The sequence below is a fragment of the Hymenobacter amundsenii genome, assembly GCF_002204745.1.
Classification (GTDB): Bacteria; Bacteroidota; Bacteroidia; order Cytophagales; family Hymenobacteraceae; genus Hymenobacter; species Hymenobacter amundsenii.
The window spans coordinates 38,786-53,745 of the sequence record NZ_NIRR01000010.1 but is presented as its reverse complement, the minus strand read 5'-3'; the positions used below and the strand labels follow the sequence as shown (position 1 = coordinate 53,745).

Sequence of the window (14,960 nt, the reverse complement as noted above, 5' to 3'; positions counted from 1 at the left end):
CTAAAAGTGAGGAATGGACCGTTCTGAGCACGGTTTTGCAAACGGAAGGTCGCAAAAGGCCAGACCGTAGCAGGAAGCCCTGCCACTTCATTTCCAACAAAGATGCGGCGGGCCAGCCGGCCAACTTTTAATTTTTCACTTTTAATTTTCAATTGATACTCACAGCATCCCCTCATCGGCGAAGCTGTGGTAGCCCTGGTCGGTGTAGATGAGGTGGTCGAGGATGGGCAGGTCGAGGAATTGGCCGGCTTCCTTGAGCTTGCGGGTGAGGGCAATATCGGCGGCCGAGGGGTTGCGGTTGCCGCTGGGGTGGTTGTGGATGAGGATGATGCTGCTGGCCAGCTGCTCCAGCGCCTCCTTGAAGATGAGCTTGGGGTCGGCCACGGTGCCAGCCACCCCGCCCCGGCTGATGCTCACAACCCGCATCACCACATTGGCCCGGTTTAGCAGAATCACCCAGAACTCCTCGTGGGGCAAATCCTGCAAGTAGGGCTGCACCACCCGGTAAATGTCGCGCGAGCCGGTGATGGTAGGCCGGGCAGGGGCCGCGGCATCGCGGCGGCGGCGGCCCAACTCCAGGGCCGCCACAATGGTAATGGCCCGGGCCTCGCCAATGCCCTTTTGCTTCATGAGCTCCTTCACCGAGAACCGGGCCAAGGTATTCAGGTCGTTCTGGGCGGCCTTGAGCACGAGCTTGGCCACATCGACGGCCGACAGTTTCGCGGTACCCGACCCCAGCAGAATGGCCAGCAGCTCGGCGTCGGAAAGGGCAGCCCGCCCCTTCTGAAGCAGCTTTTCGCGGGGTCGGTCCTCTTCGGCCCAGCTCTTGATGCCGAAGCTAACGGGCGCCGCGTAGAGTGCGGGGGCCGGCGGCAAAAGCTTTTCGGGGTGGTTTTCCGTCAGATTGTCAAACTCTTCCATGGGGCATCGTTGTTGTAGGCCCGGAATTTAAAATAAAAACCGGGGCAGCGCGTCTGCCCCGGTACCTTATCGGCTTGTTGTTGTCTGCCCCACTGGGGGTCGTTTCTCTTTGTATGTCCAGAAGTCTGTTTTTGCCTTTTTTCCTGGTGGTCGTGGCCGCCGCCGAATGGTATGCTTTTCAAGCCGTCCGCACGCTGGTGCAGGGCGTATCGCCCGGGGCCCGGCGCACCACCGTGGCGTTGTACTGGCTCGTAACGGCCCTGGTGTGGGGCCTGGGCATCTGGGCCATGAGCAACCGCCGCGCCCATGCCTCCTACAAAGCCTACCTGGGCGGATTGCTGCTGGCCGTTATTGCCGCCAAAATGGTCGTCATCGTCCCGCTGCTGCTCGAAGACGTGGTGCGGGTGGGCCGCTGGGCGGCCCGGCTTATCGGGCGGCCCAGCGGCAGCGGTTCGGGCACGGCCATTTCGCGCAGTGAGTTTCTGAGCAAGGTGGCCCTGGTAGCAGGGGCCGTGCCGTTCGTGGCCTTGCTCTGGGGTATGTTCAAGGGCCGCACCGACTACACCGTGAAGCGCGTGACGTTGCGCTTCCCCAATCTGCCGGCCTCGTTCGATGGGTTCAAAATGCTCCAGATTTCGGATCTGCACACCGGCTCGTTCCAGAGTAAGGAGCCGCTGCGCCGGGCCGTGGCCCTCATCAACGAGCAAGCCGCCGACTTGGTGTTCATGACCGGCGACCTGGTGAACAACTATGCCACCGAGGTGGAGGAGCACATCGATACGCTGGCCGGCATCCGCTCGGCGCGGCCGATTTACTCCATCTTGGGCAACCACGATTACTCCGATTACGTGGACTGGAGCAAGGAAGGCGGGCAGGCAGCCAAGGATGCCAACCTGGCCCGCATCAAAGCCAACCACGCCAAAATCGGCTGGGAGCTGCTGCTCGACGAGGCCCGCACAGTAGAGCACAACGGCGAGAAAATCAGCATTATCGGGGTGCAGAATTGGGGTGCCAAGGGTTTCGCCCAGTACGGCAATCTGGCCAAGGCCCACGCCGCCGCCGACCCCACTACGCCGTTCAAAGTCCTGCTCTCCCACGACCCCTCGCACTGGGATGCCCAGGTGCACCAGTACGAAGACATTGACCTGATGCTGGCCGGCCACACCCACGGCATGCAGTTTGGCGTGAACCTGCCCTTCCTCAAGTGGAGCCCCGTGCAGTACGCCTACAAGCAGTGGGCCGGCCTCTACCAGCGCGGCCGCCAGCATTTGTACGTGAATACCGGCCTGGGCTTCCTCGGTTACCCTGGCCGGGTGGGCTTTCTGCCCGAAATCACCGTGTTTGAGCTGCGGCGGGGCTAGATACGGGGAAAAGGCGGGGAGTTAAGAAGGAAGAAGACGGCAAAGTTGGTCAGGATAAAAATGGTCGTAGAGGAGGTGCGCTTTTCGCGTCTGCCCCGTGCCCATTTCACTTTCTAACTTCAAAACGTTCAAACTTATAAACTTCGGAACGAGCCGTTCCGTATACGCGCCATTCTCTCTTTTTCCCTTTCTCTTTCATTCTGACTTTCCCTCCCACCTCATGAAAAAGACCCTCCTTTTGCTCTCGGCCGCTGCGGCCTTCTCGCTTGGTTCATGCTCGGAAAATAACACGGCCGACACTGCCGCTACCGACGACATGACCACGACCACCACGACCACGACTACCTCCACGAGCATGGATTACTCGCCGGAGGCGGTCAACAGCCGTGCCGACCGCATGGCCAACGATATGGCCACCAGCATGAAGTTCGACGATGCCACCCGGACCAAAGTGCGCGATATCTACGCAACCCGGGGCCAGCGCATGGCCGAGCTCAACCAGAAGTACATGACCGACACGATGGGCATGGCCGCCGCCCGCCGCGACATTTACACCACCACCGATACGGAGATGAAGTCGGTGTTCACCGACCCCACGCAGTACTCGGCCTACGAAAGCAGCCGCAGCAACTACTACGATGAGCGGTACATGGACAACAGCAGCATGGGCTCATCGGACAACATGAACGCCTCTTCGGCCGACATGGACAACTCGATGGATGCCGGCTCTAAAATGAAGGACGACGCGGGCAACAAGGTGAAAGTGCAGGCCGACGGCGACGTTAAGATGAAGGATGCCGAAGGCAACAAGGCCAAAATGGATGCCGACGACGGCACCGTGAAAATGAAGCCCGCCGACGGTGACAAAACCGTTATCAAGTAGCGCATTGGCTGGGCCGGTTTATTTCGGCCGCCATTTTGCTATGCTTTAAGAGCCCGCACCTGCAACGGTGCGGGCTTTTTTTGTCTCCTTTTGGCGTTAGCGCCCCCATGAAGTCGGGGCGCTGGCAGGTTTATTCGTTTTCCCGAGCCAGGGTGCGTTAGTTTGTCTGTTGATGCTGTTAACTCGTTTGTCCGTTTCCCTGGTTCGTTGCTGGTTGCTGCTGGGGCCGCTGTTGTTGCTGGCCGGGCTGGCCGGGGCCCAGGTGCGCGTAACGGGTCGTGTATCGGAAGCCGGCTCGCGCAAGCCTATTCCCGGCGCCTCCGTAATGGTGCGGCGCACCCAGCTGGCCGTGGCAGCCGATGCCAGCGGCGACTTTGGCCTTTCGGCCGGCCGCACCGATACACTCGTGTTTCGGGCCGTGGGCTTCAAGGCCCAGCTGCTGCCCCTCGGCGGCACCGGCCTCTCCCAGCTCATCGTCCAGATCAAGCTCCAGCCCGACACCGTGCAGTTGGGCGAAGTGCGCATTACCGAGGGCCGCCCGACCGGGCCGTTATCAACCGCGCCTTGCGCAACATCAAGCGGCCCAGCACCGCGCCCACCAGCGCCGTAAAGCGCCCGCCCGCCCCCAAGCCGTTGTTCCCCGTCGATTCGGCGGCCCCCAAGGTGCCCGTGCCCTCCCTGGCCAGCCCGGTTAGCTTGCTATATGAGCAGTTCTCGCGGGCCGGCAAGGAGCGGCAGAAGATGCGCGATATTGAAGCCGCGGAAACCGCCCAAAAGGCCGCCCAAAAGGCGGCGCAGGACCGCCGCCGCTACAACCGTAACTTCAAGGATAACCGGGGCTACGAATAGCAAATAGGCTGACTGCGGCGCTGGAAGCCAGCAGAAGCGGAGCACTTGGGCTGACGTGTGGCCAGCGGGCGCAAGGGCTGGTTGCAACGCGAAATAGCTAGGTCACTTGAGCTGCTTTGCCGTATGCCTTTGGGAACATCATTCCCAGACCATCCCATGCGAATCGGCTATCCCTGCGTAAACGAATCCCTCGACTGCACCTCGACCAGTACGTTTCGGCTGGCTTCTTACTCCGATGAGCGGCTGGAGCTGACCGTGGGCAACAACCTACGGTGCCTGCGCCGGATTCTGGAATGGAACGTGGAGCACGGGCTACTGTTTTTCCGTATCGGCTCGGGCGTGGTGCCCTTCGGCTCCCACCCCATCAACACGTTTCCCTGGCAAACCCGCTTCGCCGCCGAGTTTCGGGCCCTGGGCGACTATATCCGGACCCACGGCCTGCGCATATCTTTCCACCCCGACCAGTTTGTAGTCCTTAACTCACCCGACACGGGCATTGTGGAGCGCAGCATTCAGGAGCTGATTTACCAGGGCTCGATGCTCGATTTGATGGGCCTCGACTCGACTCACAAGCTCCAGATTCACGTCGGCGGCCTCTACAACGACCGGGAGCTGGCCATTAGCCGCTTCATTGCCACCCACCAGCGCCTGCCCGAAGCCGTGCGGGTTCGGCTCGTGATTGAAAACGACGACCGCCTCTTCAGCCTCCAGGACTGCCTGCGGGTGCATGCGGTGGTAGGTATTCCGGTACTCTTCGACAACTTCCACCACGAATGCCTCCACCACGGCGAGCCCATGGCCGAGGCCCTGCGGCTGGCCGCCGCCACCTGGCACCCTCTTCGCGATGGTGTGATGATGATGGACTATAGCTCCCAGGCGCCCGGCGAACGAAAGGGTAAGCACACCCCCACCCTCGAAGACGACCTTTTCCAGGGTTTCCTGCAAGATTTAGGCGACCTCGACGCCGATATTATGCTCGAAATAAAAGACAAAGAAGCCAGCGCCCACCGGGCCTGCGCCATGTTGCGGGCTGGGGGCCTATTGCCCATCGGGGCCGTATCCACTCCGGCGGCCACCTGACCGTTGGCGGCTGTTTTACGTAAGCAGACCTGCCCCCGGGCAATTTCATTGTTTTCAGATTTTCTTTCCTATGATTTTCACTGACCTCCTCAACGCTACCACCCACTCGCTTAGCAACGGCCTCACCGGCATTCCGCTCAGCGCCGCCCAGGATAATACCGAAACCTGGCAGCAACACTTGCTGCAAAGCGGCGAGCCCCGCCTCCAGGATATCGGCCGCGAAATCGGCAACCTACAGTCCTTGCTCAGCGAGGGCGACGTGGGCCTGAACGCCGCCGCCATTGGCCGCTCGCTAAGCATGCTGGCTACCCAAACGGCCGAAGCAGTGGCCCAGGCTCCCGCCGAAATTCGCAGCAACCTCACGGCTTTGTCCGACTTGCTGCTCAAGGCCGGTGGCCAACTGGAACAGAAAGCCTAGCCGATTTCGGAGACATAAAGAAGCCGCCCCGTATTGCACGGGGCGGCTTCTTTGCATAAAAACAGAACCTACCTATTGCCCCATGGGGGTAGTACTGCGGGGCACATTGGCCTTACGGGTCGAACGTTTGGTGCTGCGGGTGCTCCGACGAGGCGAAGTCGTGCTCATGGTAGATGTGCGACGGTTGGCGTCCATGGTTGCCTGGCTCTCCATAGCGGGCGTACGGTCCATGGTTCCCACGCTGGTTTGGGTGGGGTTGCTCGTGGTTGGCGTACGCTGGTCGAGGGTGCCGGGGTTGGTCGTCGGGTTAGCCGGATTAGGTATCGGCATGGTCGACTGGTTCATAGTGCCACTCCGGGGCGTGCTGGTGGGCGTAATTTGGGCCGAAGCGGCCGTAGCCGTACCCACAAACAGGGCAGCGGCCAGCAGGAAATTCATTTTCATCGGAAGCTAGTTTTAATGATTAGTTGGTTGTTGCGGCCCGCTCGGGGCCGATGATCAGCTATACGTTTTCCGTAACTGGCCGGCCAGGAAAGCCCGAATTTTTAACTCGCTTAAAATACTATATATCAGCCAGTTAGTTGATACTGAGCATAACTGTAACATAGGCGGCATGGAATCTGGCCGCTTCCGATAATCAGCTGACAGCCAGCAGTAGAACAACTGTTTGGGTTAGTCACGACGAAGTCTGCTCAAAAATCTGAGCAACAAAAAACCCCGCTAGCCAGAAAGGCTAACGGGGTTTTTCACATCGTTCAGAAGTGGAGCTGCAGAGATTCGAACTCTGGTCCAGACAAGGAAGGCGTCGAGTTTTCTACGTGTGTATCTATGCTTGGATTTTCGTGAGCAACCAGGCGCACATCAGGCCCTTGGTTGCCCCTTATCTGTTTGAGTTTCGCCCGCAGGTCACAGTGCCCCACGAACTATCCCAACTCTTACGACGCCCCGAACTCACCCGTGAGCAGGATTACGGGTGCGGGACGATGGCAATTACGTAGTCCTAGACTAGGCAGCCATGGCGTAGCTATACTCGCCAGTTATTGTTTGGACAACTTTTTTTACGGGAGATTCATCCAACTCCCGACACGCTTACTCGCGACATGCACAAGCTGTCAATTCCGGTCAGCCCCAGTTGTGAAAGAACGATACCCGCCACGAATGGCAGGGTGCGAATGTACGCACGTTGCAGTTAAAACGTTGCGCGGCCGGCAAAACGTTCCGTGCAGCTGGCACTCCGGCCAGCCATATTGGCACGGCTGCGGCCTTCCAAAGCCGGGCTTTTCGGGGTATCTTTGCCTGTAGCTCGTATGGAAAATTTCGTTGTTTCGGCCCGTAAGTACCGCCCGGCCACGTTTCGTAGCGTGGTGGGGCAGCAGCACGTCACTACCACCCTCCAGAACGCCATTGCCTCCCAGCATCTGGCCCAGGCCTTTCTGTTTTGCGGCCCTCGGGGCGTGGGCAAAACTACCTGCGCCCGCATTCTGGCCAAAACCATCAACTGCGAGTTCGTGGAGGAGCACGTGCGCCGGGGCCGTACGGTTTCGGAGCTGATTCAGGCCCAGCCCGACATCGTGCCCGAGGCGTTGCTGACGGCCGCCGACCCCGACAATACTCCCTTCGAGCTGGAAGCCTGCGGCAAGTGCGGCTCGTGTCGGGCCTTCCAGGAAAACGCTTCCTTCAACGTCCATGAGCTGGATGCGGCCTCCAACAACTCGGTCGAGGACATCCGCAGCCTCGTGGAGCAGGTGCGCTATGCTCCTCAGCAAGGCCGCTACAAGGTGTACATCATTGATGAGGTGCACATGCTCTCGAATGCGGCGTTCAACGCGTTTCTAAAAACGCTGGAGGAGCCGCCGGGCTACGCCATCTTCATCCTGGCCACTACCGAGCGCCACAAAATCATCCCCACGATTCTGTCGCGCTGCCAGGTGTTCGACTTTAATCGGATTCGGGTGGACGACATTCGCAACCATTTGCGCTTCGTGGCCACCGAAGAGCAGATTCAGGCCGAGGACGACGCCCTGCACCTACTGGCCCAGAAGGCCGACGGCGGCCTGCGCGACGCGCTGAGCATGTTCGACCAGATGGTGACCTTCTCGGGCCAGCACCTGCGCTACCAGGACGTGATTCAGAACCTGCACATTCTGGATTATGAGTACTACTTCCGACTCGTAGACGCGCTATTGACCGAGAACCTGAGCGCCACGCTGCTACTGCTGGAAGAAGTGATGCAGAACGGCTTCGATTTGCACAACTTCGTGGTGGGCGCGGCCGAGCACCTGCGCGGCCTGCTCGTGTGCAAGGATCCCGTCACGGTGCAGCTGCTCGAAGTGTCCGACAACATCCGGGCGCGCTACGTGCAGCAGGCCCAGGCGGCCTCGCTGGCCTTTTTGCTGTCCTCACTGAACCTAGTCAGCGTCTGCGACCGGGAGTTCAAGCAGGCCAAAAACCAGCGCCTGCACGTCGAGCTCATGCTCATGAAGCTGGCCTACCTCAACGGTGCCGTGCAGTTTGCCCGCGACCTGACCGCCGCCCCCGCCAGCAACGGCGAGGCGAAAAAAAAAAAGTAACGTAAGCCCGCTCCCGGCAGTTGCGCCGGCCCCTGCGGCCGCAACTGCTCCCGCTCCCACCGGCCAGCTGGTAGCCGACGGCACCGCCGAAACGCCGTCCACGTATGCCGCCGCCCCAACCGCGCCGCCCCAACTGCCCAACAACCAGCAACCAACAACCAACAGCCAATTAGCCCACGCCCCCGCCGACCCCGAGCCTATTGTGCCGGTGGAAAGCGGCGTGGACGAGTTGCACGATACGCCCAGCATCGAGGACGAAACGGCGACCCAGGTGCCCACCACCGGCCAGCTCCGCGACACGGTGCCCCACATTGAAACCGGCCGGCCCAGCATTGCCGGCCACGAGCCGGGCCAGACGCCCGTTACGGCCGCGCCGCTGCCCCCGCCCATGCCCAAACCGGGGGGCTTGACGCCCCAGAGCAAACCCTTGGGATTAGGCACCAAACTACCCGGCTTAGGCAGCCTAGGCGCCATGAAGGCCCAGCTGGCCCAACAGGCGGCCGCCGGCAAGGCCACGACCGACGCCGAGCCCAGCGGCCCCGTTACGGGCCTGCCGCCCATCGACGACGCCACATTGCAGCGCGTGTGGCAAGAACTGACCGAGGAGCGCAAGGCCATCAGCATGATGCACTACGGCATCCTTAAACGCCCCGTGCAGGCCAACGACCAGCACCTGATTCTGCTGCAGGTGGATAACCCGGTGCAGGAAGACCAGTTCAACGACTTCCGGGCCGATTTCCTGGGCGAGTTGCGCCGCCGCTCCGGTTACCCCCGCCTCAACGTGCAGGTAAGCGTGGTGGAGCGCCAGGAAACCGGCCGCAAGCTCTATACCGCCACCGACAAGCTGGAGTACCTCACCGAAAAGTACCCCATGTTGGCCCAGATGAAGCAGCGCCTAGGGCTAGATGCCGACTGATCAGGGATTGGCGCGGATCTTAACGAACTACAAGAATTTTGCAGCTGGCCCTCATTAAACGGCCTGTTGAACGATGCCTGCCTGTGAAATCCGTTAAAATCCGCGCCAATCCGTGATCCTATAAGCATTTTTTCGGACTTGGAAGCTGCGCGGGTGTAGTGGGGCTTTTTATTCCCAGGGGGGTCGCCTATCTTTGACGTTCTACTTCCCTTCTGCTCGCTCTACGACTTGGTTTTCCTGTGAAAAAACCCCTTCTGCTTCTCGTTCCGGCCTTGGCTACCCTAGGCCTGACCCAGTGCCAAACCAGTAAGCCCGTTGCTTCTACCGCTCCTGCCACCGAAGCTACCGCTACGCCTAAGCAGAAGGAGTACAAGTACCAGACCGTGGAAGGTGACCCGCTGCAGGCCCGCATTTACACCCTCGACAACGGCCTGACGGTGTATTTGTCGGATTATAAGGATGCCCCGCGCATCCAGACCTATCTGGCCGTGCGGGCGGGCTCGAAGAACGACCCAGCTACTGCCACCGGCCTGGCCCACTACCTCGAGCACATGGTGTTCAAGGGCACCTCGCACCTGGGCACCCAGAACTGGGCCCAGGAAAAACCCGAGCTGGCTAAGATTGAAGCCCTCTACGAGCAGTATCGCGCCCAGCGCGACAATCCCGCTGCCCGCCAGAAGACCTACCACCAGATCGACTCCATCTCGGGCGTGGCGGCTACCTACGCCGTTGCCAACGAGTACGACAAGGTGATGGGCGCCATCGGCTCGAAGGGCTCCAATGCCTACACCTCGGTCGAGCAGACGGTGTACCAGGAAGATATTCCGAGCAACCAGATCGAGAAATGGGCCGCCATCCAGAGCGAGCGGCTGGGCGAGATGGTACCGCGCCTGTTCCATACCGAGTTGGAAGCGGTGTACGAGGAAAAAAACCGGGGCCTCGACAACGACTTCAGCAAGGAGTACGAGGCGCTGAACCGCACGCTGTATAAGCAGCACCAATACGGCACCCAAACCACCATCGGCACCATTGAGCACCTGCAGAACCCGTCCATCACGGAAATCAAGGCGTATTTCGATAAGTACTACGTGCCCAACAACGTGGCCCTGACGCTGAGCGGCGACCTGGATTACGACCAGACGATCCGCATCATTGATAAGTACTTCGGGCAGCTGAAAGCGAAGCCGGTGCCCGCGTTTACTGTCGCCCAGGAAGCCCCGATTACGGTGCCGGTCGTGACGAAAATCGTGGGTCCGAGTGCCGAGAACGTGATGCTGGGCTTCCGGTTTCCGGGCACCAACACGCCCGACGCGCTGGCCCTTCGCATGATCGACAAGATTCTGACCAACGGCCAGGCCGGCCTGATCGACCTCAACCTCAACCAGCAGCAGAAGGTGTTGCAGGCGGCCTCGTTCACCGACCTTAACAACGACTACTCCTCGCACGTGCTCTACGCCACGCCCCGCCAGGGCCAGAAGCTGGAAGAAGTGCGCGACTTGCTGCTCGGCCAGCTCGACAAGGTAAAGAAGGGCGACTTCCCGGAGTGGCTGATTCCGGCCATCATCAACAACGAGCAGCTCCAGCGCACCAAAAGCTACGAGAGCAACGAGGCCCGCGCCGGCGCGTTCGTGGCCGCCTTCGTGGCCCGCGAAGACTGGAAGGATTACCTGCAGCAGTTCGAGGATTTCGGGAAGTTGACTAAGGCCGACGTGATGCGCGTAGCCCAGCAGTACTACGGCCCCGGCTACGCTGTGATTTATAAGCGCACTGGCGAAGACCCCAACAAGGTGAAAGTGGTGAAGCCCGCCATTACGCCCGTGCCCGTGAACCGCGAGGTGGCCTCCGACTTCTACAAGCAGGTGACGGCCCTGCCCAATCCCGAGCTGAAGCCGGTGTTCGTGGATTACAAACAGGATATCAAGGAATTCAAGCTAGCCTCAGGCATCCTGGTCTACTACACCCATAACGAGGAAAACAACCTCTTCAACCTGTACTACGTGCTCGATATGGGCACCAACACCGACCCGCGCCTCGGGTTGGCCACCGATTACCTGCAATACCTGGGCACCGGCAAGTACTCGGCCGCCGAGTTGCAGCAGGAGTTCTACAAGCTGGGCTGCTCGTTCTCGGTGAGCAGCGGCCAAGACCGCACCTTCGTGAGTCTGAGCGGCCTCGACAGCAACATGGAGCCGGCCCTGCAACTGTTCGAGCAACTCCTACACGCCCCCAAGCCCGACGCCGCTGCCCTCAAAAACATGGTGGCCGGCGTACTGAAAGGCCGCGCCGATGCCAAGCTGAACAAGGGCGTGATTTTGCAGCAGGCCATGGTGAACTACGCTAAGTACGGCGCGCAAAACCCCTTCACTACTCAGCTCAGCGAGAAAGAGTTGAAAGCCCTGAAGCCCGAGCAGCTCACCGCCGTCATCCAGAAGCTGCCGACTTTCCAACACCGGGTACTCTACTACGGGCCGAAACAGGAAGCCGGTCTAACCGCTACGCTCAACCAGCTCCACAAAACGCCCGCTACCCTCACCCCTACCCCAGCCAGCAAGGACTTCGCGGAGAAAGCACTCGATAAGCCTAAAGTGTATTGGGTGGACTACAACATGGTGCAGGCGGAAATCCTATTCCTGACCAAAGGGCCTTTGTTTGACAAGGGCCTTGTACCCACCACCAGCCTCTACAACGAGTACTTTGGGGGCAGCATGGGCAGCATCGTGTTTCAGGAGCTGCGCGAGAGCAAGGCCCTGGCCTACTCCGCGTCGTCGCGCTTCTCCAACGCCGATAAGCTGGGCCGCAGCTCCTACAACATGAGCTACATCGGTACCCAGGCCGACAAGCTGCCCGAGGCTATGGCCGGCATGAACACCCTGCTCAACGACATGCCCACGGCCGAAGCCAACCTCCAGATTGCCAAGGCCGCCATCCGCAACAGCATCGCCACCGAGCGTATCACGAAGTCAGACATCCTCTTCAGCTATGAGCGCGCCAAGCGCCTGGGCCTCGACTACGACCTGCGCCGCGACGTGTACGAGCAAACCGCCAACATGAGCTTCGCCGACCTGCTCAAATTCCAGCAGGCCCGCGTGAAAGGCCAGCCCCAGACCATTCTGGTTATCGGTTCTAAAGACCGCCTCAATTTCAAGGAACTGGCCAAGTACGGCCAGGTTCAGCAGCTTACCCTGAAAGAGATTTTCGGGTATTAGAGATGGATTGAACGGATGAAGAAAGAACGTCATGCTGAGCGCAGCGAAGTCGAAGCATCTCTTTGCAATCAATGGAGTTAGCACTGCAGTAGAGATGCTTCGACTCCGCTGCGCGACGCTCAGCATGACACTCTGTTCAAACCATCCTCCCGCCACTAACACACGCACTAACCTCAAAATACCTGTCAATTAACACCTGACACCTTTTTTTCAAAAATGGCAGAGAAAATCACCATCAAGAACGGCAAGCTCAACGTGCCGGATCAACCTATCATTCCGTTTATAGAGGGCGACGGTACGGGTCCAGACATTTGGGCGGCTTCCGTCCGCGTGTTCGACGCCGCGGTAGAGAAGGCCTATAACGGCAAGCGCAAGCTGGAATGGAAAGAGGTACTGGCGGGCGAGAAGGCCTTCAAGCAAGTAAATAACTGGCTGCCCAACGAAACGCTGGACGCCTTCCGCGAATACCTGGTGGGCATTAAAGGCCCCCTGACCACGCCCGTGGGCGGCGGCATCCGAAGCCTGAACGTGGCCCTGCGCCAAGAGCTCGACTTGTATGCTTGCGTGCGCCCCGTGCGCTGGTTCGAGGGCGTACCCTCGCCAGTGAAGCAGCCCGAGCTCACCGACATGGTTATCTTCCGCGAGAACACCGAGGACATCTACGCCGGCATCGAGTACATGAACGGCACGCCCCAGGCCCAGAAAATGCTGGAATTCCTGCAGGATGAGATGGGCGTGAAGAAAATCCGCTTCCCCGAGACTTCCTCGTTCGGCATCAAGCCCGTGAGCAAGGAAGGCACCGAGCGCCTTGTGCGTGCGGCTATCGAGTACGCCATTGAGCACAAGAAGCCGTCGGTGACGCTCGTGCACAAGGGCAACATCATGAAGTTCACCGAGGGTGCGTTCAAAACCTGGGGTTACGAGCTGGCCGAGCGCGAATTTGGCGACAAGGTGTACACTTGGGCCCAGTATGACAAGGTGCTGGCCAAGCAGGGTCAGGAAATGGCTGATGCCCAGCAGAAGCTGGCCCTCGACAGTGGCAAAATTCTCATCAAGGACAGCATCGCCGACGCCTTCCTGCAGCAGATCCTGCTCCGCCCCGCCGATTACTCGGTGGTAGCCACCCTCAACCTGAACGGCGACTACATCTCCGACGCGCTGGCCGCCATCGTGGGCGGTATCGGCATCGCGCCGGGTGCCAACATCAACTACCTCACCGGCCACGCCATTTTCGAGGCCACCCACGGCACGGCCCCCAAGTACGCCGGCCTCGACAAGGTGAACCCCGGCTCGGTTATCCTCTCCGGTGCCCTCATGCTGGAGCACCTGGGCTGGAACGAAGCCGCCGCCCTCATCTACAAAGGCCTCGAAGCCGCCATTGCCGCCAAGCGCGTCACCTACGACTTCGAGCGCCAGATGGAAGGTGCTACCCTGCTTAAATGCAGCGAGTTCGCCGACGAGATTATCCAGGATATGTAGTAGCCCAACGGCTGCTTTAACTGAAAACCCCCGCGTTAGCTTTGGCTGGCGCGGGGGTTTTCAGTTAAAGCAGGTATAAGCAATAATTAGCCGGCGTTCAGATTGTTGTTTTTTGGAGACAGTTGATCTTGCGCGGACCGCTGCTCGGTTGATGCGGACAATTGCAACGGCTCGGCCTTGTTGTCGGCGAGTTGGCGCTGCTGCTCCGCCTGTTTCTCGCGCTGTTCCTGCTGCACCTGGGCCCGCGACTGGGGCACGTCGCCGGAACCGGCGGGCCAGCCTTCGCGCTGCTGATTGCGGTTGCCGTCCGTAACTTCGGTTTGGTCGTGGAAGAGGATTTGCTGAGTCGGAAAGGGCATATCGATGCCGGCCTCGGTGAGCTTGTTCTTGATGGCCGTGAGCACCGCGTCCTGCGAGTCCATGTAGTCGGCGCGGCGCGGCGGGTTGATCCACCAGCGGGCCCGGATGTTGACCGTGCTATCGGCCAGATCGACCACCAGGGCCTCGGGAGCCGGATCGGTGAGGATGCCGGGGGCCTCCTGGATGGCTTCGAGAATGAGCTTACGGGCAGTGGCAATATCGTCGCCGTACCCAATGCCGATGTCGTACTGGAGGCGGCGCTGGTCGTAGGCCGTGTTCACGGTCACGGCGTTGATGAACAGCTCGGCGTTGGGAATGACTACCCGGCGGCCGTCGTAGGTTTTAATGGTGGTGGCCCGGGTCTGGATGTTTTCGACGGTACCCTCGAAGTCCTTGTACTTGATCTGGTCGTTGATTTTAAAGGGCTCGGTGAGCAGCAGCAACACCCCGGCCAGGAAGTTCTGGAAGATATCCTTAAACGCAAAACCAATAGCCACGCCACCCACGCCCAGGGCGCTTAGCAGGCTGGTGGGCGTGAAACTGGGAATCATGATGGTGAACATTACCAACACCCCCAGGATGAGCACAAACACGTAAGCCAGCCGGCTCAGCAGCAGCGTTAGGCTCCGGCTTTGGCGGCGGTTTTCGGCTACCCGCACTACCAACGACCGAACTCCGCGCGCAACGAACACGAAAACGACGAGCACCACTACCCCAATGAGCAGGTTGGGCAGCACGGACATGAAGCTGCGACCCATGGCGTTGAGTTTCTGCCAGGCAATTGAAAAATCCATACGTAGGTAGAAGAGGAGAAAAATAGGCCGTTGCGAATATGCCAGCGGTATAGAACACGTAATTACCCCTACAATAGTTGTTACGCCTACCCGCCACCTGCCCAACAAAGCGGCGCTTCCGGC

The 14,960-nt window shown here is 59.9% G+C and carries 13 protein-coding genes and 1 other RNA gene; 10 read left to right on the top strand and 4 right to left on the bottom strand.

Annotated elements, in window-relative coordinates; genetic code table 11:
* Positions 1-159: 159 nt before the first annotated feature.
* A complete protein-coding gene (gene radC, locus CDA63_RS08290) occupies positions 160-921 on the bottom strand; it encodes a RadC family protein (RefSeq protein WP_088463984.1) in 762 nt (253 codons plus the stop codon).
* A 113-nt stretch (positions 922-1,034) separates the two neighbouring features.
* On the opposite strand from radC, the gene CDA63_RS08285 reads away from it, so the two are divergent.
* The 6 genes from CDA63_RS08285 to CDA63_RS08260 all read left to right on the top strand — a co-directional run bounded on the left by CDA63_RS08285 (position 1,035) and on the right by CDA63_RS08260 (position 5,512).
* Positions 1,035-2,282, top strand: coding sequence for a metallophosphoesterase (locus tag CDA63_RS08285; protein ID WP_088463983.1), 1,248 nt, complete (start codon positions 1,035-1,037; stop codon positions 2,280-2,282).
* Positions 2,283-2,502: 220 nt separating this feature from the next.
* Positions 2,503-3,165 carry a hypothetical protein gene (locus tag CDA63_RS08280; RefSeq protein WP_088463982.1) on the top strand — a complete coding sequence of 221 codons (663 nt, stop codon included), beginning with the start codon at positions 2,503-2,505 and terminating at the stop codon, positions 3,163-3,165.
* Between the two features lie 187 nt (positions 3,166-3,352).
* Positions 3,353-3,775, top strand: a complete 423-nt coding sequence (locus CDA63_RS08275) for a carboxypeptidase-like regulatory domain-containing protein (protein WP_165768242.1) — start codon at positions 3,353-3,355, stop codon at positions 3,773-3,775.
* Positions 3,730-4,014 (top strand): hypothetical protein, encoded by a 285-nt coding sequence (locus CDA63_RS08270; protein WP_088463980.1) that lies wholly within the window; start codon positions 3,730-3,732, stop codon positions 4,012-4,014. Before CDA63_RS08275 ends, CDA63_RS08270 begins: the two co-directional genes overlap by 46 nt.
* Positions 4,015-4,170: 156 nt before the next feature.
* Positions 4,171-5,094 (top strand): UV DNA damage repair endonuclease UvsE, encoded by a 924-nt coding sequence (gene uvsE, locus CDA63_RS08265; protein WP_088463979.1) that lies wholly within the window; start codon positions 4,171-4,173, stop codon positions 5,092-5,094.
* Between the two features lie 70 nt (positions 5,095-5,164).
* Positions 5,165-5,512: a hypothetical protein gene (locus CDA63_RS08260; RefSeq protein WP_088463978.1), complete on the top strand. Its 348-nt coding sequence runs from the start codon at positions 5,165-5,167 to the stop codon at positions 5,510-5,512.
* A 72-nt stretch (positions 5,513-5,584) separates the two neighbouring features.
* On the opposite strand, the gene CDA63_RS08255 is transcribed toward CDA63_RS08260, so the two are convergent.
* Positions 5,585-5,950, bottom strand: coding sequence for a hypothetical protein (locus tag CDA63_RS08255; RefSeq protein ID WP_126546780.1), 366 nt, complete (start codon positions 5,948-5,950; stop codon positions 5,585-5,587).
* Positions 5,951-6,271: 321 nt separating this feature from the next.
* Positions 6,272-6,642: a transfer-messenger RNA gene (gene ssrA / locus CDA63_RS08250) on the bottom strand.
* Between the two features lie 177 nt (positions 6,643-6,819).
* On the opposite strand from ssrA, the gene dnaX reads away from it, so the two are divergent.
* From dnaX to icd, 4 genes are all read left to right on the top strand, one after another.
* Positions 6,820-8,082: a DNA polymerase III subunit gamma/tau gene (gene dnaX / locus CDA63_RS08245; protein ID WP_088463976.1), complete on the top strand. Its 1,263-nt coding sequence runs from the start codon at positions 6,820-6,822 to the stop codon at positions 8,080-8,082.
* 202 nt (positions 8,083-8,284) lie between these two features.
* Entirely contained in the window at positions 8,285-8,998 is a 714-nt protein-coding gene (locus CDA63_RS08240) for a hypothetical protein (RefSeq protein ID WP_088463975.1), read from the top strand.
* 239 nt (positions 8,999-9,237) lie between these two features.
* Entirely contained in the window at positions 9,238-12,204 is a 2,967-nt protein-coding gene (locus CDA63_RS08235) for a M16 family metallopeptidase (RefSeq protein ID WP_242434609.1), read from the top strand.
* Positions 12,205-12,420: 216 nt separating this feature from the next.
* Positions 12,421-13,683, top strand: coding sequence for an NADP-dependent isocitrate dehydrogenase (icd, locus tag CDA63_RS08230; RefSeq protein ID WP_088463974.1), 1,263 nt, complete (start codon positions 12,421-12,423; stop codon positions 13,681-13,683).
* 86 nt (positions 13,684-13,769) lie between these two features.
* Here icd and CDA63_RS08225 read toward each other — a convergent pair whose 3' ends face one another.
* Positions 13,770-14,837, bottom strand: a complete 1,068-nt coding sequence (locus CDA63_RS08225; protein WP_088463973.1) for a mechanosensitive ion channel family protein — start codon at positions 14,835-14,837, stop codon at positions 13,770-13,772.
* Positions 14,838-14,960: the final 123 nt, after the last annotated feature.